We start from the raw sequence: 22,200 nt of genomic DNA on the forward strand, positions 1-22,200 counted from the left end.
AGTTCGGTAAAATTTAATGAACCTGAATTGAATATCAACACAAAGGTTCATGTTGATAACCCCGAAAAACAGCAAATAAAGCATTCTGAAATTGATGGTTCATTGTTTCCTGATGAAAGTAATAATGATCTACATAGTCAGTTGCAACAGATCATAAATTCACTGACAGATAATCAGAAAGAAAACATTGATATCGAGACTCGGGACAAGATCATGTTTATGGTCAATGATCTCTTCCCTGGGAGAAGTGGCTCCAAAAAGCGGATTGCCTTCATGAATGATAATGGAATTTTGTACAATGGCCGGAAATGGAATACCAAAGATTTTTCAGATCAGATTGTGCGGGGTAGGGAGAGAATGAAGAAGAAATAATTCCCTAAAAAAATAGAATTATGATAAAAGGTTGTTTTTCCAGAGATGGAAGCAGCCTTTTTTATCATTCACTGTCACTTTAAAAGTGGGCAAAGAATGGGCAAAGAATGCATTTAAATAAAAAAAGGTTACAGCCTATTGACTGTAACCTATTGAATTTACTGGAGCCGACGAGCGGAGTCGAACCGCTGGCTTGCTGATTACGAATCAGCTACTCTACCAACTGAGTTACGCCGGCCTTTTGAAAAAGTTGCTTACAATTAATTCTTATTGCATAGAAAATCAAGAAAAAAATGCTGAAAAATTTCTTTAATATCATAAAAAACACAACAAAATATTATGATCAGAATCATGGTCAACACTTTGATGGTAAGGGCGATATGGCGCAATATGGCTTTACCGGTGAAAAGTTGACACAAATAGAGTTGACCGGCTGCCATAAATCGGCAAGGGCATATGTGGCGGCAAATATCTTCAGGCAGATGAATGGTTCAGGAAGCATTCTTGCGGTTTTTCCTGATCACAAAGGTGCCATGAGGTTTATGGATGATCTTCGTTTTTTCATGCCTGAGCTGAATGATGAGATTTTTTATTTTCCAGGTTACCATATACAGGCATATAAATCCCTATCATATCATGCAAAGACAGCAGCCACACGAATGGGGATACTTTACAGACTTCTTGAACTTTCAGGTCACAGCTTTGTTGTTACAACAGTGGATACACTTCTTCAGAAGACCATCCCAAAGGATGTTTTAAGCAGATCTGCTGAAATTGTCATCAACGGAGAGGAGATTGACAGAGATCTTCTTGTGGCGCGCCTCAATGCAGGTGGGTATATGAGAACATCCCTTGTGGAGGAGCCTGGCGATTATGCTGTCCGCGGGGGGACTTTGGATATTTTTTCTCCTAATTTTGAAAATCCCGTCCGTATAGAGCTTTTTGGGGATTATGTGGAGTCTTTGCGAACATTTTCTCCTGTAACCCAGAGGGGTATTGATGAGATTGAAGAGGCTGTTATAATTCCTCCAGGAGAGATGGTTCTGGAAAAACAGGGACTTAACGATGTTCTTGCACGCCTAATTGATGCCGGAAATGAGTCTGGCCTTGATGGTGTCAAAATCAATGAATACTTAGAAAGGCTAAGGGAAGATGGCAGATTTCCTGGTATTGAGAGCATGCTTTCCATAGTATATAAGGAACTTGACTCCCTGGTTGACTACCTGCCTGATAACACACTTTTTTTAATGGACAGCCCCGATGACATTGAAAATGCTGCTTCAGTTTTTTTGGAACAGGCTGTTAATAATTATGAAACAGCAAGACGTGAACAGAAACTCTGTGTTGCTGCAGAAACGATCTATATGGCGTGGGATGATCTACTGTTTAAAAGAGAAGCAAAGGGCATAAGTGTCTGTTTTAGGGATATTGTACTGCACAGTCAGGGGGATATCTCTTCAAATAGTGGCATTTTGCAGCTTAACTTTGACTTTAAAGAGAACATGGAACTCTCTTCGACTCTGCGCCATGGTTTAAGGCATGAAAAGTCGTCAGAAGTTCATGAACACCTTCTTGAGCCTTTTGCAAGGTGGTTAATGGATAAGGAGTCCCTTGGTATGTCTGCTGTGGCAGTATGCAGCACCATTGCCCAGGCAGGGCGGCTGAACTCACTTTTGCAGCCCTACGGAATAGAACCTTTGCCGTGCAATAAGTGTGAAGATCTTTCCCCTGGTATATACTCCATGGTGGGTAACCTTTCATCAGGTTTTGAGAGCCTTGAAAGTTCTCTTGCCATTGTGACGGATCAGGAGATCTTTGGTTCAGGAAAAAAGGTTGCTTCAAGAAGAGTTAAAGGAGAATCAAGGGTAAAAAACAGATTCATCACCCCTGAAGAGCTTAAAGAGGGTGATATTGTTGTACATATTGAACATGGTCTTGGACGTTATGATGGTCTTGAAACAATAACATTGGATGCCATGTCTGGAGATTTCATACAGATTACCTTCAGAGATGATGACAGGCTTTATCTTCCTGTTGACCGCATGGAGATGGTTGAAAAGTACGTTGGAGTTGAAGGTTATACACCTCTTCTTGATAAAATTGGCGGTAAAACCTGGAGCAATGCCAGAGCAAAAGCCAAAAAAGAGGTTGAAAAGATGGCAGGGGAGTTATTGAAACTCTATGCAGAGAGGCGTGTAAGAAAAGGCCATGCCTTTGCCCCCTGTGACGGATATTATGAAGAGTTTAAGGCATCTTTTCCATATGATGAGACCCCTGATCAGCTTAAGGCCATTGAAGATGTCCTGTCTGATATGGAATCAGAATCTCCCATGGATCGACTGGTATGTGGAGATGTGGGATATGGCAAGACAGAGGTTGCCATTCGTGCATCTTTCAAGGCTGTAAATGACGGTTGTCAAGTTGCTGTGGTTGTCCCAACCACAATTCTTGCAGAGCAGCATCTCCATACATTTCGGGAGCGTTTTAAAGGGTGGCCTGTGACCATTGAATCCCTTTCGAGGTTCAGAAGCCGCAAGGAGCAGGGCCGCATTCTTAAAGGCATGGCTGAAGGAGGGGTGGATATTGTAATAGGAACCCACAGACTGCTGCAAAAAGATGTTGTCTTTAAATCCCTTGGGCTTCTTGTAATTGATGAGGAGCAGCGTTTTGGTGTAAAACACAAGGAGGCTTTAAAGCAGAAAAGAAGCAATGTGGATGTTCTTGCACTCACTGCCACACCCATACCAAGAACATTGCACATGTCCCTTACCGGTATGAGGGATATAAGTGTAATTGCAACACCACCGGAGGATCGTCAGGCCATTGTTTCGTATATTTCAAGGTATGATGACTCCATTGCCGCCGATGCCATTAAAAAGGAGATGGCAAGGGGAGGGCAGATATTTTTTGTTCATAATGATATTGCCACAATAGAATCCATGGCTGAAAGGATTAAAAGGCTTGTACCAAAGCTTAAAGTGAGTGTTGCACATGGCCGCCTGACAGAATCAGAGCTTGAAAAGGTGATGCTTCAATTTGTCAATCGGGAGATTGATATGCTGGTATGCACAACCATTGTTGAGTCAGGGCTTGATATTCCTTCTGCCAATACAATGATCATCAACAAGGCAGACAGATTTGGCCTTTCCCAGATATATCAGCTCAGGGGCAGAATCGGAAGAGGGGATGAAAAGGCATATGCTTATCTTTTTGTTCCTGACGAAAACAGGCTCACACGGGATGCCAGAAAGAGGCTTGCAGCTCTCATGGAGCATAGGGATCTTGGCTCTGGGTTTCAGATTGCAATGAAGGACTTACAGATAAGAGGGTCAGGTTCTGCACTTGGTGCTTCCCAGTCGGGTCACATAGCGGCTGTGGGTTATGACATGTTCCTAAAGCTTCTTGATGAAGCAATAGCAGACCTTAAAGGCGAGCCTGTTGTACCATCCCTGGAGCCTGAGATCAATGTTACGATGTCCGCCCATATTCCGGAAGATTACGTTCAGTCAATTGAGCAGCGTCTTACCATTTACAGGCGTTTGTCCCAGATGACAGAGCTTTCTGAAATTGCAGCTATGCAGGATGAGCTTGTTGATCGTTTTGGTAAACTTCCCGAGGCCGGGATGAACATGCTTTTAAAGATAATGCTTCGTGTCCTTGGTGTAAAAGCAGGGGTGAAAAAGATGGATATTACTCCTGTGACTATTCATTTTGTCTTTTCTGAGATTCACCAGAAGCGCCCTTTGAGGATTGCAGGAACATTTAACGCCAATAAAAAGGATTTATCTTCAATAAAGGGTGTGCAAAGCTTTTTTCAGAGTTGGGAGTGCGAATATACTTCTGAAAATGCCATTAAAATTAATTTGTGGCCGAGAAATAAAAAGATTTCAAAGGCTCTTGTGGAGGGAAAAAAGATATTAAAGGAGATAGCCTCAATGGTGAATGGATAAAAATAATGGTATTGTTGAATTTGCTTCCCATTCATGTTACTTTACTCAGTTGATAAGTGTGTTGATAAATCCGGACTGAACCGTCAAGGCAGCCATCAGCTAACTTGATAGTATAGGAATTTCCATTTTATCTCCTGCAAAAGCAAGTGGTTATGGAAAAGCCCGCCCGAAGGGCGCTAAGTTCATAGTATAGGAATTTCCTTTTTATCTCCTGTAAAAGCAAGATATGAAGGATGTCGATTTTCGGAACCGGATTGTTTTTTTTATTAAACCTAATTAGAAAACAGGAAAGTATTTTATGAACTGGGATTGGGACAAGCTCAGAGATAAGCAGGAGCAGTACGAAAAAAGACGTAATAATGAAGGCGGTATTCCCAGACCACCACAGTTTGATGAAGTTGTTTCAAGGTTCAGGGATTTCAAGTTCCCTGGTGGACTTCTGATGCTTGTGGTGCTTTTTTTCTTTTTTTGGAACCTCAATTTTTTTTACAGTGGATATTGATGAAGTGGGGGTTATCCAGAGATTTGGAAAATACAGTAGAATATGCCAGCCCGGGTTGAACTTTAAATTTCCGGCTGGTATCGAGAAGGTTACTAAAGTTAAAATCAAGCGTGTTTATAAGGAAGAGTTTGGTTTTCAGACACTAAACAAATCCTTTGATAACTCCCGCTTTACAAGTGAAAACGCTGATATGGGAGTTGCTTTGATGCTGACAGGTGATTTAAACGTTGCCGTTGTGCCATGGATTGTGCAGTATCGCATCTCTGATCCATATAACTATCTTTTCAAAGTCAAGGATGTAAATTCCATTCTTCGTGACATGGCAGAGGCCACCATGCGTACTGTAGTTGGAGACAGAAGTATTAACGAGGTTATTTCAAAGCGTGAAGAGATTGCAGTTGCTGCAAGGGAGCGCCTTCAGGCAGAGATTGATCAGGCAGAAACTGGTATTACCATAGTTACCATAGAAATGCAAAAAACTAATGTGCCCGAGCCTGTTCAGCCTTCTTTTAATGAGGTAAATGAGGCTGTCCAGGAGAAAGAGCAGTTGATATACAAGGCCAGGGAAGAGTATAACAAGGCCATTCCTGCTGCAAAGGGTGAGGCAATGAGGGTCATCAAGGATGCTGAAGGTTATGCACTTGATAGGGTCAACCGTGCCCTGGGTGATGCTGCAAGATTTACATCAGTTTATACTGAATATGCAAAGGCCAGTGATGTTACGGAAAAGCGGTTGTATCTTGAGGCAATGTCCCAGATAATACCGAATATGGGTAAAAAGTATATTGTGGATTCCGAGCAAAAAAATCTTTTGCCTCTTCTGAATCTTGGGGATGCATCCCCTTCTCTGCCGATGTCAGGAGGAAATCTCAAGGATAACGGAGCTTTAAAGTGATTCAATATGTTTTTTCCGGCATCTTTGATATAATCTCATAAATATTTTGCACTTTTTCTGCAAAGTTCTCTGAAAAAAGTGAATATGCTTCAGAAAAGTGTAAAATGGGCAATGAAGGATGCCCTTTTTCTCATACGATATCCATTTTTGTGAAAAACAAGATGTGTTCAGGAGGGACTATATGAACAAATATAAACCGTTGATACTTGTTGGGCTTGTTCTGACAGGATTTATTCTTTTTGCATCTGCTTATATAGTTGATGAAACAGAGCAGGTTGTTATAACTCAATTTGGTAAGGCAGTAGGGGAGCCGGTGAAGACACCAGGGCTGAAATTTAAGGTGCCTTTTATACAGAAAGCTAACTATTTTCCCAAGAACCTTCAGGAGTGGGATGGTGATCCTGGACAGGTTCCCACCAAGGATAAAACCTTTATATGGGTGGATACCTTTGCACGGTGGAAAATTGTTGATCCTGTAAAGTATTTTCAGACAGTCAACAATATGGTCAGTGCTCTGGGGCGACTCGACGATATCATTGATCCTGCAATGCGTAACTTTCTCACTTCGTTCAGACTTGTGGAGAGTGTCAGAAACAGTGACAGGCCGATGGATACATTTGAAGGTATAGGTGATAGCGACAAGGCCGAAGGGACTATATATTCCCAGTATCGAATCAAGGTGGGAAGAAGTGAGATCACCAAAAGGATAATGGCCCAGGCACAACCTAAATTGAAACCGTTTGGTATTGAGCTTGTGGATGTTAAAATCAAGCGTATCAATTATGTCGAGAAAGTTCGGGATGCTGTTTATGGCAGAATGATTGCAGAAAGAAGTCAGATAGCTGAGAAGTTCAGGGCAGAAGGGAAGGGTGAAGCAAGCAATATTCGTGGTGATAAGGAAAAGGATCTCCAAAGGATAAAGTCGGAGGCATACAAAGCTGCCGAGGAGATCAAGGGTAAGGCCGATGCAGAGGCAACTGCCATCTATGCCGCTTCCTACGGAGCTGATCCAGAGTTCTATTCTTTCCTGAAGACACTTGAGGTTTACAAGTCAACCCTTGATAAAAGTAGTAGCCTTGTACTCTCAACCGATTCGGATTTTATGAAATATTTTAAAGGGATCAAGCAGAAGTAGAGATAGCTTCTCAATAGAGGTATCTTTTTGCAACACTTGTCTGTAGCATCTCTATAATTCCCAAAATCAGACTTTTAACAGGCTCATCTTTTACAAGGCTCATCAGGGTTTGCGTTCTATAAACTAAAAAAGGCCATGCATGTTGATTTCATGCATGGCCTCTGATTTGATAAAAACGATGGACATCTTTATCCCTTATTTGCCCTTGCGTCTCTGATGCCTTGTTTTTGCAAGGAGTTTTCTATGTTTATGCTTACGCATTTTTTTTCTTCTCTTTTTAATAACACTGCCCAAAATATCACCTCCTTTATTATGTTTGAATAATGTATTGTAAATGACAGGATTAATCCAATAGCTATATCATAAATCATTACTATGTGTCTATCATTTTTATTTACCGTGAAAATGACTATTATTTTTATATTTGGGGGTGATTGATACGTAATCAATCATGCCTGTTTATTGTGAAAAATGCATCATTATATATGCGGAGTTGATTTGACGTGAAGAAAATAGCAACTTTAAATAGTAATGAGGTCTCTTCGTTCCCCCCAAGCTGCTTTGATATTGAAAACACTGAAGTTTTACAAAAAAGAGATGAAGTGTTGCAAAAAAGAGATGAAGTTTTACAAAAAAGAGAATCAAGCCTTTTACAAACAGCAGGTTTGCCTATTATGGGTAGAAGCAAAGTGGAAAGGGAAGATCGTTTTTTATCAGGAACACCTCTTTATTTTAATATCAATGAACTTAAAATATTAGATGAAGCAGTGCTGATAGCTGAAGAGCTTGTGAATGATTATTATAAAATATCTTCGACATTATGGCTTAGCAGCAGATATGATATCAAAACAGCAAAGGATCTTCAGGAGCATGAAATAGTATATGGCCCGTTTGCCCAGGTTCTTGGGTACAGAGGAAGAGAGTCAAAAGGTGGCATTGCAAAGGTTATTGACTATTACAAGGTCTGTTTTCAGGATCATGCCATATTGACACTTCCGGAGCTTCATTGGCCGGAAAAGGGTAGTAATTTATCTGTAAGTCAAGTCAGTGATTTGCATTTAACCTTTCTGCCTTTTTTGATTTATATAACGGTTCATGAACTTGTTCATATTGTGAGATTTGCCACCTTTAAACAGATTTACGCAATGGCTTCGGAGGCTGATTGTGCCATGGAAGAGGAGCGTAAAGTTCATGCCATATGCCTGGAGATACTTAAGAAAATTTCAGTGTCAGGTATGGAAAATGTTTTGTTGTTTTTTAATAAATGGATAGTAAAATCTGATAGTTATTAAAAAAAATGAGTTGAAGAGGAAATTAAAAAATTTTAATTGATAAATCCTTGACAAGGGTTAAAGACTGACTATTTTATCCTTGATTTTGAAATGGATGAATTTCCCGAAAAAATGGAGAACAGATAAAAATGCCGATTTATGAGTATGAATGTACCGTATGTGGAAATGTAGATGAAGCATTCCAGAAAATTTCAGATGCCCCACTTGAGATTTGCTCTAAGTGTCAGGGTAAACTTAACAAGATTGTTTCCCATAGTTCATTTCAATTAAAAGGTTCCGGATGGTATGTGACCGATTATGGAGGATCTGTTTCCAAAGGTGGAAGCTCCTCAACTGATAACAAGACTGAAAAGAAAACGGAAAGTTCTTGTTCTGGGTCAACATGCGGCAATTCCTGCCCATCTTCCAAAGACCAAGCAAAATAGTCCTGAATTTCTCAATTTAAAAACGGCTGAAAACCATTAAACGCTCATCAAGTGGTGTGTTTAATCCGCAATTGAATGAAGTGTTCAGGATATTTATATCTAAAAATAATAGAAATAGATTTTTAATTAGCATTTAACAGAAAAAACTTAAAGGAGAGTAAAAACATGAGTTTGAGACCTTTACAGGACAGAATTCTGGTTGAGAGAGTTGAAGAGACTTCAAAAACAAAAGGCGGAATCATTATTCCTGACACTGCAAAAGAGAAACCTGCTGAAGGTAAGGTTGTTGCAGTTGGTAATGGACGTGTTGGTGATGACGGTTCCCTTGTACCCATGGAACTTAAAGTGGGTGACAGAATTCTTTTCAGCAAATATGGCGGAACAGATGTTAAGATAGATGGAAATGATTATCTGATCATGCGTCAGGATGATGTTCTTGGTGTTGTTGAATAATTAGAAGTTGTTGAACAATATTGCAGAACCAGTTGAATATGGTCTTCTTGTAAAAAATCCAAAAAACTAAATTTGCTGTTAATAACTTCAGCGGTTTAAATAACTTCAGCGGTTTACCGATGAAAAGTTGATGATATCGGATTTTTTACAGGTTTATCAAATATAATGATAAGAAAGTATTGAATTAAAATAGAAGATATGGAGGCCCGTAAAAATGGCTAAAGAGATTAAATATGATGCAAAAGCCCGCGAGGCAATGCTAAAAGGTGTTCGGACTCTTGCAGATGCTGTTGTTGTAACCCTTGGACCCAAAGGAAGAAATGTTGTAATTGAGAAATCCTGGGGTTCGCCAAATGTTACAAAAGATGGTGTAACTGTTGCCAAAGAGATTGATCTTGAAGATAAATTTGAGAATATGGGCGCCCAGATGGTTAAAGAAGTTTCAAGCAAGACAAGTGATATGGCCGGAGACGGTACAACCACTGCAACAGTTCTTGCTCGTGCCATCTATGAAGAGGGCCAGAAACTTGTTGTTGCCGGCAACAATCCCATGGGTATTAAAAGGGGCATTGACATGGCAGTTGCAAAGGTAGTTTCCGAGCTTGAAGCCATGAGCAAACCCACCAAAGATCAGAAGGAAATTGCTCAGATCGGTACAATTTCAGCTAACAGCGACGAGACCATCGGTAATATTATTGCTGAAGCCATGGGCAAGGTTGGTAAAGAGGGTGTAATCACTGTTGAAGAAGCAAAATCCATGGAGACCACCCTTGATGTAGTTGAGGGTATGCAGTTTGATCGTGGATATCTCTCTCCATATTTTGCAACCAATGCCGAAAAGATGGTTGCAGAACTTGATAATCCCTTTGTTCTTATATGTGATAAAAAAATCAGCAGCATGAAAGATATGCTCCCTGTTCTTGAAGCTGTTGCAAAAATGGGTAAACCTCTTGTTATCATCGCAGAAGACATTGAGGGTGAAGCCCTTGCCACTCTTGTTGTAAACAAGATTCGCGGAACCCTGAATGTTGCTGCTGTAAAAGCTCCCGGCTTTGGTGACAGAAGAAAGGCAATGCTTGAAGATATCGCCATTCTTACAGGCGGTCAGGTTGTATCTGAAGATGTTGGCCTTAAACTTGAAAATGTAGGCATCAACGATCTTGGCCAGGCTAAATCCATCGTTGTTGACAAAGATAATACTACAATTATTGATGGCGCTGGTTCCAGGGAAGCTCTTGAGGGTCGTGTAAAGATGATTCGTGCTCAGATTGAAGAGACTTCATCTGATTATGACAGAGAAAAACTTCAGGAAAGACTTGCAAAACTGATCGGTGGTGTTGCTGTTATAAGTGTAGGTGCTGCAACTGAAACAGAGATGAAAGAGAAAAAAGCCCGTGTGGAAGATGCTCTTAATGCCACAAGAGCTGCTGTTGAAGAGGGTGTTGTCCCAGGAGGCGGTGTTGCTCTGGTTCGTTCAATTGCTGCTCTTTCTTCACTTGAGGGTGATGCCGAAGAGCTTCTTGGTATCAAGGTTGTGGCACGCGCCATTGAAGAGCCACTGCGTCAGATTGCCAATAACGCAGGTGTTGAAGGCTCAGTTGTTATCAATAAGGTAAAAGAGGGACAAGGCGCATTTGGTTACAATGCAAGAACTGATGTCTATGAAGATCTTATTGAAGCTGGTGTTATTGATCCCAAAAAAGTGGTTCGTTTTGCACTCCAGAATGCAGCAAGTGTTGCCTCTGTAATGCTTACAACTGAAGCCATGATTGCTGAAAAACCTGAGAAGGATTCAGGCGGTGCTGCCGGTGGAATGCCAGGTGGTGGCATGGGTGGCATGGGTGGCATGGGCGGTATGATGTAAGCACCCTGAATGCAGGATATCTGAATCAAAGTTTGATCATTTGATTGCATTGTAGTATAAAGCCCCTGTACATTATTGTGATGTGCAGGGGCTTTTCTTTTTTTAAGAGTACACACCCATTGCAAATTTGTTTTTCAGAAAGTTGTTACAAGATGCTGGAAATTCAGAAGAGTATCATGCAGTACTTGACATGAAACCTCTGCTCATATAGCATTGTTGCTGTTAATTTGTTGATCTTTAATTCAACTTTGATGAAAACTTTTATAATTATTCTTGGAGTTTGTTTTAAATGAATCCGGAAACAACCGATTTATTTCATATGTTAATGAACGCAGGTCCTGTTGTAAAAGCGGTGCTGCTGCTGCTTCTCTTTTTTTCCATTACATCGTGGGCAATTGTTTTTATCAAGTATCGTTATATTCGCAGGGCTTACAGGGATTCTGTGGATTTTACGGATATTTTCTGGCAGTGCCGCAATCTTGCAGATGCCTTTGCAAAGGCCAAAATATTAAGGACAAGTCCGGTGGCCAGGGTATTTATTACAGGTTATATGGAGATAAAAAAATATGAACAGACTTCCACTGGAGCTTCTGATACAAGGGGTAAGACAGATGGGATGATGATGCCTTCGTATAATATCATGAGCAGTGTCCAAAGGGCGCTCAGAAGATCCATCAATGTTGAAATAAGGCGATTGAGTCAACTGGTTCCCTTTCTTGCAACTGCAGGGAACACTGCCCCATTTATTGGCCTTTTTGGAACAGTATGGGGGATAATGAATACTTTTCATGGAATAGGTATGAGCAAATCGGCAAGTCTTGCTGTTGTGGCGCCTGGTATTTCGGAGGCTCTGGTTGCAACTGCTGCCGGCCTTGCAGTTGCTATTCCATCTGTAATGGCATACAACTACTTTACTGACAGGATAAGGGTGCTTGATTCTGAACTTCAAAGTTTTGTGGCTGATCTGCTCAATATTATTGAACGTGATCTCCAGAAAAACAACATAAACAGCAGCTCTGTTACTGCTTCTACAAGTGATGCTGGAACTGCTTCCAGCAGCATTAGAGGAAACAGCTCCGGAAGAATCATCAGAAAGACTCCTTTAACCGGCGACAGTAATATTAACGATAAGACCCTTAGTCAAAGGGTACGTACATGAAACAGGGGGCATATAATGCAGATTGGCGGAGGAAGTGATCCTTTAATGTCAGAGATAAATGTTACGCCCTTTGTGGATGTAATGCTTGTCCTGCTTATTATTTTCATGGTGGCTGCACCAATGATGGTACAGGGTGTGGATGTCAATCTTCCAAAGGCTTCTTCAGCTCCCCTGAAAGCTGAAGAGAATCACCTTGTTATATCAATTAAAAAGGATGGTCAGGTATATATAAATGATCAGGTGATAGATATTGGTTTTTTGACTGAAAAACTACAGAAAATCCTTGAAAATATTGAAAGCAGGGATCTCTATCTTCGTGCAGACAAGGATATTCCCTATGGAGTTGTTGTTTCTGTAATGGCAAAGGTTAAAGCAGCCGGAGTCACATCCCTTGGCATGATTACACTTCCTGAAGAAAATATGTGAAAAGCTTTAGCTGCGGACTAATCCATGAACAATACGGCAGACAAACTCATCTCTCATCGCGATACCTTAGCTTCAATGGATGACACTTCGGTGGCTTCGGGTTTTGTGTTCTATTTTTTTTCCATTTTTATGCATGGTATTCTTCTTATTACCATGATTTTTGCCCAGAATCTGAGTGTTGTTAATACTTTGCCTCCTGCTGTAAGGGTGGATCTTGTCTCGTTTTCACCAGGGATTTCCGATGTGGTTCCTTTGGCTGAGGAGCATGAGGAATCATTGCAATCTGAAGAGAGTCAATCATCTCTGAAAAATAATGACTTGCCTGATGACTTGTCCAACAATATTCCCGAGGTTGATTCTGTTATGGCTTCCGAAGTGGAGACTGTGGCAGACTCAGAGATACCACCACCTGAAACTATTGAAAAAAAAGATACTCCCTTGCCTCCTGTTCAGGAAAAAGCCCCCCCAGTTGTAAAAGATGAGCCTGTAATGCCAGAAAAAAAAGAAGCTGAAAAAAAAGTTCCTGAAACACTTCAGGATAAAGAAAAGGATAAGCCTCCTGTTCAGGAGAAAAAAAATCCTCTTTAAAGAAAAAGACCTATGATGCGGAAAAGGTAAAGAAGATTGAAAAAAAAGCCAGTGTAAAGGAAGCCTCTGTTGAAAAGTTGCCTGCAAAAACTTCAGAAAACAAACCTGATAAAGCTGATGACTCCCTTGCAGATGCCCTGGAACGGGTCAAAAAAAGGGTTGCAGATCAACAGAATCAAAAACAGGCTTCTTCTGGATCCGGCGGAGGGGTTTCCGGTGCAAAGGGAGGAACGGGATCTTCCCAGGCCATTGATCTTTATAACCTTGAGCTTATGTATAGGATACGTCAAAACTGGGTTTTTAATGAAAAGCTTGCAGGAAAAGAGAATAACCTTGAGGTCAGGCTTGTTATTAAGATTCTGAGAAATGGCGAAATCAGGGATATCTGGTTTGAAACGCGTTCTGGTAACAGCTATCTTGATGAATCTGCTCTTAAGGCTGTAAAAAAATCCAATCCTTTATCAGCTCTTCCGCCTGGATACTCTTCATATGATGTAGGATTGATTTTTACTCCTTCAGGATTGCAATAACGTACATGGCTGATGACAGCCACAATCGAAGAGATGAAAGTCGTTTCAAAAACATCTATTTATTGAGACTTTCATATAAAACCCTCATGATAGCGATGGCATAACAACGATGCATTAAAGTCTTTATATAGATGCATTAAAGTTTTTATATATCAGTATGCTATGGAGACTGTCTCATGAACATAATAAACGGGCATGGATGTCATTTTGTAATAGGGTTTAATGAACTTACCTAAACTCCCCCTCGCAAGTCCGTAGAGGTGACTGGGGGGTGAGCTGAATGGACAAGTTATTAAAAATCAATTCTTCAGTAACTACTAAACACGGAAATTTGTATCTATTTCCACGGTAAAGCAGGTAATATCTAATGAGTAAAATTTTTAATTTATCTTCAGATTCTGTTTATCAAAAACGTGAAAAGAATTTCCGTTTTATGATTTTGAACTCACTTGCAATATTAAAAGTATCCGTTTTTTTAATAGCTGTTTTTATTTTAGGGGAGATTGGTTACCCCCTGCAAGTTGCTGCTGAATATTCATATATTAATATAAATGATCCGCTTGTAAAAAAAATCCCCATTGCAATTCCTGAGTTCAGACCAATGACCGGCAATGAAGAGGAGCGATCCATTGGAAAAGAGAGTGTTGATATTCTTTCCAGGGCACTTGGTTTTACAGGCTACCTTAATATAATGGATCCCCTTGCCTTTTTGGATAAACCTTCGGAAAAGGGAATTACTGGAGCTGATATTACATATAAAAACTGGACTTCCATTGGTGCAGAACTTCTGATAACTGGCGGAGTTGTTGAGCATGATGGAAATATCCGTCTGGAATTGCGTCTTTTTGATACATTCAAAGAGACTATGCCTGTTGCAAAGGCCTATAATATCAAGTATCGGAATGATATCAGAAAGGTGATTTACCGTTTTTGTTCAGATATATCACTTGCATTGACAGGAAAAAGAGGTGTCTTTGGTAGCAAGTTTACTTTTGTTTCAGTTGTAGATGGAAACAAGGAGATCTTTACATGTGATTTTGACGGTGAAAATCTTGAACAAATAACATTTGATAAAAATATCGCTATTTCCCCTGCATGGTCTTCGGATGGAAACTACCTTGCCTATACTTCCTATGCTGATGGTAATCCTGATATCCACATACGTTCTTTAAAAGATAAAAAAAATGTTGCTAAAGTTAATAGGAAAGGTATGAATATAACCCCCGAGTGGGTTCCGGATACTTTTGCACTGGCTGCAACTTTGAGTTTTTCCGGAGATCAGGAGATATATCTTGTTCTTGGCAGCGGTGAGATAAAGGAACCCCCTCTTACTCGTAACTGGGGTATTGATGTCTCTCCATCATTTTCGCCAGATGGTAAAAAATTTGCTTTTGTCTCAAGAAGATCTGGTACTCCCCAGATTTTTATCAGTGATATGGCTACAGGAAGTGTATCCCGTTTAACATTCAAAGGCAATTACAACACTTCTCCTGCCTGGTCTCCAGAAGGAGATAAGATTGCGTATGTTGGTATTGTTAAAAATGAGATAGATATTTATGTCATTGATGCAGATGGTGGGGAGCCTCTTCAGTTAACAAGAGGTAGGGGTGATAATGAGAGTCCCACATGGTCTCCGGACGGTGGTCTTATTGCTTTCAGTTCCACCCGTCAGGGGGTGTCGAAAATATATGTAATGTCCTCAAACGGTACAGACCAGAGAATACTTTTTGAATTTGAAGGTGCTCAGACTGATCCTGCATGGTCGATGGCTGTTGCAGGGGAATGAAGATCGTTAAGGAATGATAACGATATAGAGAAACTTTCTAATAACGTACATGGCTGATGACCGCCACAATCGAAGGGATGAAAGTCGTTTTTAAAACAGTCTGTTAAGGAGACTTTCATATAAAATCTCCATGTTTGCTGACGCATCACAACGAAACATGAAAGCCGTTATATATCAGCATGTTATGGAGACTTTCTAATAAACCTTCATGATTGTGAGGGTATCATAAAGATGTATGAAAGTCTTTATATGTCAGTATGTTATGGAGACTTTCTAATAAAAAATAATTTTAAGGAGGAAAAATGAAAAAGCAAGTATTTAAAGCATTTTGTCTGTTTATTATGATGGCAGCAGTGGTATTGACCTTTTCATGTGCCAAAAAGACAATCCAAAGTGACCCATCATCAAATGGAAGTGAAATTTCCCAGGCTGAGAAGGATGCCAGGGACGCAGCATTGAAGGCAGAAGAGCTTGCAAGGCAGCAGAGCGCCATAGAAGAGCAGCGTCTCAAGGATGAAGAGCTGAAAAATAGGGAAACAGCTCAGAAAAAAGCTGCAAGAGAGCTTTTTGAAAATAAGGATATCTATTTTGACTATGACAGTTCCGAGCTTACACCCATTGCCCGTATGGCATTGAAGGAAAAAGCAGACTGGCTTTCAGAAAATCCCTATGCCGCAGTTACGATTGAGGGACATTGTGATGAACGTGGTACAACAGAGTACAACCTTGCCCTTGGAGAAAAGAGAGCTATTTCTGCTAAAAACTACCTTCAGGATCTCGGCATTGCAGATAATCGCATGAGCACAATAAGCTACGGAGAAGAAAAGCCCCAGGTGAGAGGCAATGACGAAGCATCATGGGCAAAAAATAGACGTGTACATTTTATAATCCGTTAAAGAATTAGTCTTAAATATCTTGCCCATTTCAAAACAGGTGACCTTTGCAGGTCAGACGTTTGATAATTCTAATTGGGTACCTTATTTTGTGCTGATTCCTAAGTGTTTTTTTTAGGTTTCACAGTAGGGTTTATAATCCGTGTCGGGTAGATACCCTCCTCCCTTGTAGTTTGGGGAGGGGGGAACTCTTGTGACATGAAAGGAGGCAATGGATTGCTTGTAGCAGGTAGATTAATAAGCCGGAAAACTTCTTGCAACAGGAATTCCGGAAGGATGTATCGTTTTTGGTTGTCAGCTTTTCTTTCTGCTTTTTGCCTTCAATGTTTGCTGACAGGTTGTGTTGAGACCCAGGAATTTGTCCTTCTTGAAAACAGGGTGGCTACACTTGAGGCAGTTAATAGAAGGTTGAAAGAGAAGACAGAAGAGTATGATAGCAGGTTAAAGGTTGATTTTGTCAATCTTGAAGAGGGCGTTGCAGGGGTTCAGAAAAATCAGCAGCAGAAATATGCAGATATTAATGCAACAATTGAGAGTATCAAGAATGATATCCGCCTTTTGAAGGGAGAGATTGAAGAGTCAGAGTATCGACTTGCAAAAGGTGGCGCAGCTCTTCCTGCTTCTGATTTTGACCGTCTTGACAGTGCAGTTTCAAATAATTACAAGCGTATTGCCAGGCTTGAGAAACATCTTGGACTTTCTCCGCCTGAAGATGTTGCAGGGTTGGAGACAGAAGCTTCATCTACTTCAACCAACGGGTCAGGGATGGATGAAGAGAAACTTTACATGACTGCAAAATCACTTCTTGATCAGGGTGCCAACGAAGATGCAAGGAAACAGTTTGAGCTTTTTATTGAAAAGTTTCCAAAATCATCAAATGCTGATAATGCACGCTTCTGGATTGCAGACAGCTATTACAGGGATAAGTGGTACGAAAAGGCTATTCTTGAATACCAGAGGGTGATAGAGGAGTACCCAAGGGGTAATAAGGTTCCTGCAGCTCTTCTTAAGCAGGGCTACTCATTTGCAACACTTGGTGAGAGAAAAAGTGCCAGATTAATATTGGAGGATGTTATAAACAAATATCCCCAGAGCCAGGAAGCAGCACTTGCAAAGGAAAAACTCAAAAGTTTGTAGCAAAATAAAGGTTGTGGGGATAGATCCCGGACTTGCAGGTACAGGTGTAGGGCTTATTCACAGTAATGGTTTGAGAAGAATATCAGGATATGCATTTGGCAGCATAAAGACTTCAAGCAATGATGCTCTATGTTTACGCCTTGAGCATATTTACTCTGAAACATTGAAATTTCTCAATGAGCAGTCTCCTGATATTGTGGTTCTGGAAGATATCTTTTCCCTTGGTAAATACCCTGGTTCAGGTATAACTCTTGGTAAAGTTACAGGTGTGCTTTTGCTTGCTGCCTGCCAATCTGGTGCGACAACTACTGAAATCTCTGTCAGAGAAGCTAAGAAAATTATTTCAGGCACAGGCAGTGCTGATAAGCATCAGGTGGAAAAGTCTGTACGCAGTTTTCTTGATCACCCTGAACCCATACGTCCTTTTCATGCTTCAGACGCACTGGCCCTTGCCATAGCTGGTTTTTTCAGATATTCCAAAAATTTTATGAAATAATTTCAACAACTTAAGGATTGAAAAATCCTTGAAATCGGATTTTTACCGTGAAAATGATGGCATCTTTCATTTGTCATACACTTTCCTGAACACAATGCCAGTTTTCCTGGTAGTCTGTTCCGGAAAGTGTAAAGTACTTTCTGCATGATATGAAGGATGCCAAAATGACTATCATTTTTATACTTGGGGGTGATTGATACGCAATCATGTCTGTTTACCGGTTCTTTAACGTTGCATTTGGTCAAAATTACTGGAAATTTGTATGATAGGATATATTCAAGGTGAGGTTCTCAAGGTTGCCCAGGACGGTATTTTGCTTCTCGCAGGCCAACTTGGTTATGAGATACTTCTTCCTGTAGTGGTTCTTGAAAAAATTCGTTCCGAGCTTGAAGCTGTATCTCAAGGGAATAATATTGACAAAAATGTTTCTGTTGACACTGACTTCAGGAACACTCAATCCAGCAAAGCTGATGATGTCCAAATATTAGGCAATTCTGCTGGGACAAATTTTTTCATCGCTCTTCATATCTATTATTACCAGACTGAAAGGCAGCCAAAACCTGTGCTTATTGGTTTTAATTCAGAGGATGAAAAAGAGTTTTTTCAGTTATTTATTTCTGTAGATGCAATAGGGCCTCTTAAGGCTGTAAAGGCCATGGAAAAACCTGTTGGGCATATAGCCAGAGCAATTGAGTCCAAGGATGTGGATTTTCTGTCTCACCTTAAAGGGATCGGCAAAAGAACAGCACAGAAAATTGTTGCATCTCTTCATGGTAAGGTTTCAAGGTTTGTGACAGGCAGCATGGATAACCATGAGGTTTCTTCTGATGATGCCTCTTTTGGAGGGACTGTTTATAAAGGAGCTACTGCCTCTTCTGTCATTCCCGCCACCAGGAAAATCATTGGAGGGCAGGTTGTTGATGTGCTTGTGGAGCAGCTTGGCTTTACGTCGGCTGTGGCAAGAAGAATGGTCTCAATTGCAATTGAGAAAAATCCAGCCATTGAAACACCTGAGCAGCTTCTGGATGCAGTGCTGAAGCTAAGATAACAGAGCCTCTCTTTTAAAGAATGGGCCTTAAATAACTTGATAATATAAGGTAACAGTGACGATGAGTGACTCCATTCTATCCTTTTCATCAGACAATTCAGAAAAAAATGGGATTCAAAACAACGATGATTTTGATTCAGGTGTACAAGATTCCGGTTTTGGAGATTTTTCCGATGGACTGAATGATAGAAAAGCTTCCTTCAGTGAATCTGAGATATTAAAAGATATTGATGGAAATTCTTTAAGATCATCTCCCTCTTCAGAGATCATATCTTCAATAAAACTTCCTATGGATATTGAATCAGAAACAGGCTCTTTGAGGCCAGAAAAGTTTGATGACTATGTAGGGCAGTGCGAGACTGTGGAGACCCTTAAAATTGCCATTGAGGCTGCAAAGATGAGGAACGAACCCCTTGATCATGTACTACTGCACGGACCTCCCGGCCTTGGTAAAACAACAATCTCCCATATTATCGCAAATGAAATGGGCGGACATTTGACAATTACATCGGGCCCTGCCCTTGAAAAAGGCGGAGATCTTCTTGGTATGCTCACAAACCTTGCAACCGGAGATTTCCTTTTTATTGATGAAATTCACAGGATTCCCAAAGCTGTGGAGGAGTTTCTATATCCTGCCATGGAAGATTATGCTGTGGATTTCGTGTTTGACAAGGGGCTTCATGCAAGGAGTCATCGCTATCGACTGAACCATTTTACACTGGTTGGAGCAACTACAAGGGTTGGATTGCTCTCTTCTCCTTTGAGGGATCGTTTTGGAATCTTCAGAAACCTTGATTTTTACACGGTTGAACAGCTTGTTTCTATTATAAAACGCTCATCTATACTGCTTGATGTACCAATAAATCAAGATGGAGCAGAGGAGCTTGCTAAAAGATCCAGAGGGACTCCGAGGATTGCCAACAGATTGCTTAAAAGAGTCAGGGATTACTCCCAGGTACGTTCAAAAGGGAAAATAACGACTGAGACAGTAAGAGCATCGCTTGCCCTTGAAGGGATAGATAACATGGGATTGACACCCCTTGACAGAAACTATCTTAAAACAATAATTGAATTTTATCATGGCGGCCCTGTGGGAATTGAAGCTGTCTCTGCAACTCTTCAGGAAGAGACTGATACACTTGTGGATGTTGTGGAGCCTTATCTGCTGAAATGTGGTCTGGTGCTACGTACATCATCAGGGCGAAAAGCATCTGTCATGGCATATGAACATCTTGGGATACCTTGTCAACGGGAGTTGTTTTAATAGTATGTATTATTGGTTAAAAAATAGATATAACGCATATTGTTCTTTAGATGTTGTTTTGATCTTTTGGGGATTAGTTCTTTTTTTTGCAACAGTAATAGTATCTGGAACAGCTTCTGCGTCGGCAACAGCCTCTGTTTCTGAAGCAGTGTCCGCACCTGCAACAGCCCTTGTTTCTGAAACTGTGTCTGCGTCTTCAGAAGCTTCTGTGTCAGTAATTCCCTCCTTTTTTCAAACAGCCTCTGTTTCTGCAACAGCCTCTGCGTCTGAAAAATCCTCTGCATCTTTATCATCACCTGCAACTTCGTTTTCGGAATTAGTACCTGCTGCACTTATAAAAGGGCCTTCCAATGGCTCTTCAGCAATTATTGTGGAAAAAGATACCCAGACTCTCAGAGTATATACTTTTTTTTCTTCTGATGATAAATACAGAAAAGTTTTTGAAAGCCCATGTTCCACAGGAGAGGCCTATGGTAGAAAAAAAATTGAAGGAGATAAAAAAACTCCAGAAGGGGTCTATTTTATAAAAGATGTTTTTGAGGACAGGTATCTCTCCCCCATTTACGGGAAAAGAGCTTTTACAACTGACTATCCAAATCTGATGGATATTATGTTTGGAAGAACAGGGAGTGCCATTTGGATTCATGGTACCAATAAAATTCTGAAGGCAATGGATTCAAATGGATGTGTTGCCATGAATAATGATGATGTGGTTAATCTGGACAAATTCATTGAAACTGATATGACACCTGTTATTATAACCGGCACTATTGAATATGCATATCTCCACACAGTTGAGACAGAACGAGACTCACTCTTTAAATTTTTAGTGCAATGGTTAAAGGTTTTAAATAGTGGCACACTAAATGATTTTAAATTGTATTATGGATTGGACAGAGAGCCTGATATTGGATGGTGGGAGGAGTGGGAGCGTAATCGCAAAAATCCTTTGCTTCAAGGTGATGTTTCATTAAGTAGTGAAATCCCTGTTAATAAAAATGCTTTTGGGCAAGCCACTGCTGCATTGGGTGATGTTCATGGAGATAAATCTTCTTTTTTTGTTGATGCTTCCAATGTTGGAATATACCGTCAAAACGAACAGCTTGTGATATTGTTTGATCTGCTGGCAAGATCGACAATAAATCCGCGTGACTTTGTTTTCGTTGGGAAACGCAAGTTTTTTTTGCAGCCAAACAAGGGGATGGATAAAAAAGATATTTACAGAAGTATCGCCTTTGAAACAAATTTTAACAATTCCACAACTCCTGCCATGGATAAGGATTTGGATGGAGAGCTTAACGTGCAATTTGTTAAAAAACAGTTTCCAGGTAGTGGGGAACAGATTTTATACAGGATAGTTGGAGATGAATTTCAGTTTGTTTCAGTTAAATGTAAACCTGGTCAATATCCCCTGACGGCTGCAGCCTCATTTTTTCGTAATAGGTAGCTGATTGAAAAAGAAAATTTCATCTTGACATATTGAACCTAATAGAGTAATAAAACCAAATTATTTTTTATAACAGGAGACGGTGAATTGAAAAAATATACGTATAGTGCAAAGAGATCCGATAACAAGGAAAACTGGTGTGTTATCGATGCTAAGGATAAGGTGTTGGGGAGAGTTGCTTCCGAGGTTGCTGCAAGAATTCGTGGAAAACATAATCCTCTTTTTACCCCGCATGTTGATACAGGCGACTGGGTTATTGTTTTGAATGCAGACAAGGTTAAACTGACCGGTAATAAGTGGACACAGAAGACCTATTATCGTCATACAGGTTACATGGGCGGAATTCGTGCTACGACTGCAAAAGAGCTTCTTGAAAAAAAACCAGAAGAACTTGTTAAAAAAGCAGTAAGGGGTATGCTTCCAAAAAACAGGCTTGGCAGAAAACTAAATACAAAGTTGTTTGTTTATGCAGGGGAGGATCACCCCCATGCTGCCCAGAAGCCGGAAGTTGTTAAAATATAGTATCGAAAAGATAAGG

The 22,200-nt window shown here is 40.4% G+C and carries 22 protein-coding genes and 1 tRNA gene; 21 read left to right on the forward strand and 2 right to left on the reverse strand.

Going from position 1 to position 22,200, the window contains the following annotated elements; translation table 11 throughout:
- Window positions 1-372 (forward strand): hypothetical protein (locus tag MTBBW1_RS28295; RefSeq protein WP_186441199.1); only part of this gene is annotated, 372 nt, incomplete at its 5' end.
- A 162-nt stretch (window positions 373-534) separates the two neighbouring features.
- On the opposite strand, the gene MTBBW1_RS10130 is transcribed toward MTBBW1_RS28295, so the two are convergent.
- Window positions 535-610, reverse strand: a tRNA-Thr gene (locus MTBBW1_RS10130).
- Between the two features lie 55 nt (window positions 611-665).
- Between MTBBW1_RS10130 and mfd the strand changes: the two genes are divergently transcribed.
- The 4 genes from mfd (at window position 666) to hflC (ending at window position 6,854) form a co-directional block, all read left to right on the forward strand.
- Window positions 666-4,322: a transcription-repair coupling factor gene (gene mfd / locus MTBBW1_RS10135; protein ID WP_245809330.1), complete on the forward strand. Its 3,657-nt coding sequence runs from the start codon at window positions 666-668 to the stop codon at window positions 4,320-4,322.
- A 298-nt stretch (window positions 4,323-4,620) separates the two neighbouring features.
- Window positions 4,621-4,824, forward strand: a complete 204-nt coding sequence (locus tag MTBBW1_RS10140) for a hypothetical protein (protein ID WP_080802880.1) — start codon at window positions 4,621-4,623, stop codon at window positions 4,822-4,824.
- A 4-nt stretch (window positions 4,825-4,828) separates the two neighbouring features.
- Window positions 4,829-5,719: an FtsH protease activity modulator HflK gene (gene hflK / locus MTBBW1_RS10145; RefSeq protein ID WP_245809331.1), complete on the forward strand. Its 891-nt coding sequence runs from the start codon at window positions 4,829-4,831 to the stop codon at window positions 5,717-5,719.
- A gap of 181 nt (window positions 5,720-5,900) precedes the next feature.
- The gene (hflC, locus tag MTBBW1_RS10150; protein WP_080802883.1) at window positions 5,901-6,854 is read left to right on the forward strand and encodes a protease modulator HflC; all 954 of its coding nucleotides are present in this window, start codon (window positions 5,901-5,903) and stop codon (window positions 6,852-6,854) included.
- A gap of 195 nt (window positions 6,855-7,049) precedes the next feature.
- Here the strand turns inward: hflC and MTBBW1_RS10155 are convergent, their stop codons facing one another.
- On the reverse strand, window positions 7,050-7,148 hold the full coding sequence (locus MTBBW1_RS10155; RefSeq protein WP_080802886.1) for a 30S ribosomal protein bS22: 99 nt from the start codon (window positions 7,146-7,148) through the stop codon (window positions 7,050-7,052).
- 209 nt (window positions 7,149-7,357) lie between these two features.
- Here MTBBW1_RS10155 and MTBBW1_RS10160 point away from each other — a divergent pair, with 209 nt between their 5' ends.
- The 16 genes from MTBBW1_RS10160 to rplM all read left to right on the forward strand — a co-directional run bounded on the left by MTBBW1_RS10160 (window position 7,358) and on the right by rplM (window position 22,184).
- Window positions 7,358-8,146, forward strand: coding sequence for a hypothetical protein (locus MTBBW1_RS10160; protein ID WP_245809332.1), 789 nt, complete (start codon window positions 7,358-7,360; stop codon window positions 8,144-8,146).
- 128 nt (window positions 8,147-8,274) lie between these two features.
- The gene (locus MTBBW1_RS10165; protein WP_080802889.1) at window positions 8,275-8,571 is read left to right on the forward strand and encodes an FmdB family zinc ribbon protein; all 297 of its coding nucleotides are present in this window, start codon (window positions 8,275-8,277) and stop codon (window positions 8,569-8,571) included.
- A gap of 165 nt (window positions 8,572-8,736) precedes the next feature.
- Window positions 8,737-9,024: a co-chaperone GroES gene (groES, locus tag MTBBW1_RS10170; RefSeq protein WP_080802892.1), complete on the forward strand. Its 288-nt coding sequence runs from the start codon at window positions 8,737-8,739 to the stop codon at window positions 9,022-9,024.
- 214 nt (window positions 9,025-9,238) lie between these two features.
- Complete coding sequence (groL, locus tag MTBBW1_RS10175) at window positions 9,239-10,888, forward strand: chaperonin GroEL (RefSeq protein ID WP_080802896.1); 1,650 nt, start codon at window positions 9,239-9,241, stop codon at window positions 10,886-10,888.
- A gap of 289 nt (window positions 10,889-11,177) precedes the next feature.
- The gene (gene tolQ, locus MTBBW1_RS10180) at window positions 11,178-12,047 is read left to right on the forward strand and encodes a protein TolQ (protein WP_080802899.1); all 870 of its coding nucleotides are present in this window, start codon (window positions 11,178-11,180) and stop codon (window positions 12,045-12,047) included.
- A 15-nt stretch (window positions 12,048-12,062) separates the two neighbouring features.
- The gene (tolR, locus tag MTBBW1_RS10185) at window positions 12,063-12,473 is read left to right on the forward strand and encodes a protein TolR (protein ID WP_080802902.1); all 411 of its coding nucleotides are present in this window, start codon (window positions 12,063-12,065) and stop codon (window positions 12,471-12,473) included.
- Between the two features lie 24 nt (window positions 12,474-12,497).
- Window positions 12,498-13,061 carry a hypothetical protein gene (locus tag MTBBW1_RS10190; RefSeq protein WP_139786731.1) on the forward strand — a complete coding sequence of 188 codons (564 nt, stop codon included), beginning with the start codon at window positions 12,498-12,500 and terminating at the stop codon, window positions 13,059-13,061.
- 77 nt (window positions 13,062-13,138) lie between these two features.
- Window positions 13,139-13,591, forward strand: coding sequence for a cell envelope integrity protein TolA (tolA, locus tag MTBBW1_RS10195; RefSeq protein ID WP_080802908.1), 453 nt, complete (start codon window positions 13,139-13,141; stop codon window positions 13,589-13,591).
- 367 nt (window positions 13,592-13,958) lie between these two features.
- Window positions 13,959-15,377, forward strand: coding sequence for a Tol-Pal system beta propeller repeat protein TolB (gene tolB, locus MTBBW1_RS10200; protein ID WP_245809333.1), 1,419 nt, complete (start codon window positions 13,959-13,961; stop codon window positions 15,375-15,377).
- 302 nt (window positions 15,378-15,679) lie between these two features.
- On the forward strand, window positions 15,680-16,273 hold the full coding sequence (gene pal, locus MTBBW1_RS10205) for a peptidoglycan-associated lipoprotein Pal (protein WP_080802910.1): 594 nt from the start codon (window positions 15,680-15,682) through the stop codon (window positions 16,271-16,273).
- 195 nt (window positions 16,274-16,468) lie between these two features.
- Window positions 16,469-17,407 carry a tol-pal system protein YbgF gene (ybgF, locus tag MTBBW1_RS10210; protein WP_245809334.1) on the forward strand — a complete coding sequence of 313 codons (939 nt, stop codon included), beginning with the start codon at window positions 16,469-16,471 and terminating at the stop codon, window positions 17,405-17,407.
- Complete coding sequence (locus MTBBW1_RS10215) at window positions 17,379-17,903, forward strand: crossover junction endodeoxyribonuclease RuvC (RefSeq protein ID WP_245809335.1); 525 nt, start codon at window positions 17,379-17,381, stop codon at window positions 17,901-17,903. The genes ybgF and MTBBW1_RS10215 overlap by 29 nt, the downstream gene beginning before the upstream one ends.
- Before the next feature lie 262 nt (window positions 17,904-18,165).
- The gene (ruvA, locus tag MTBBW1_RS10220; RefSeq protein WP_080802914.1) at window positions 18,166-18,951 is read left to right on the forward strand and encodes a Holliday junction branch migration protein RuvA; all 786 of its coding nucleotides are present in this window, start codon (window positions 18,166-18,168) and stop codon (window positions 18,949-18,951) included.
- Between the two features lie 61 nt (window positions 18,952-19,012).
- Complete coding sequence (gene ruvB, locus MTBBW1_RS10225) at window positions 19,013-20,215, forward strand: Holliday junction branch migration DNA helicase RuvB (protein ID WP_080802917.1); 1,203 nt, start codon at window positions 19,013-19,015, stop codon at window positions 20,213-20,215.
- 4 nt (window positions 20,216-20,219) lie between these two features.
- A complete protein-coding gene (locus tag MTBBW1_RS10230; RefSeq protein WP_186441200.1) occupies window positions 20,220-21,662 on the forward strand; it encodes a L,D-transpeptidase family protein in 1,443 nt (480 codons plus the stop codon).
- An 87-nt stretch (window positions 21,663-21,749) separates the two neighbouring features.
- Window positions 21,750-22,184, forward strand: a complete 435-nt coding sequence (rplM, locus tag MTBBW1_RS10235; protein ID WP_080802922.1) for a 50S ribosomal protein L13 — start codon at window positions 21,750-21,752, stop codon at window positions 22,182-22,184.
- Window positions 22,185-22,200: the final 16 nt, after the last annotated feature.

It is taken from the genome of Desulfamplus magnetovallimortis, assembly GCF_900170035.1.
GTDB classification, from domain to species: domain Bacteria; phylum Desulfobacterota; class Desulfobacteria; order Desulfobacterales; family Desulfobacteraceae; genus Desulfamplus; species Desulfamplus magnetovallimortis.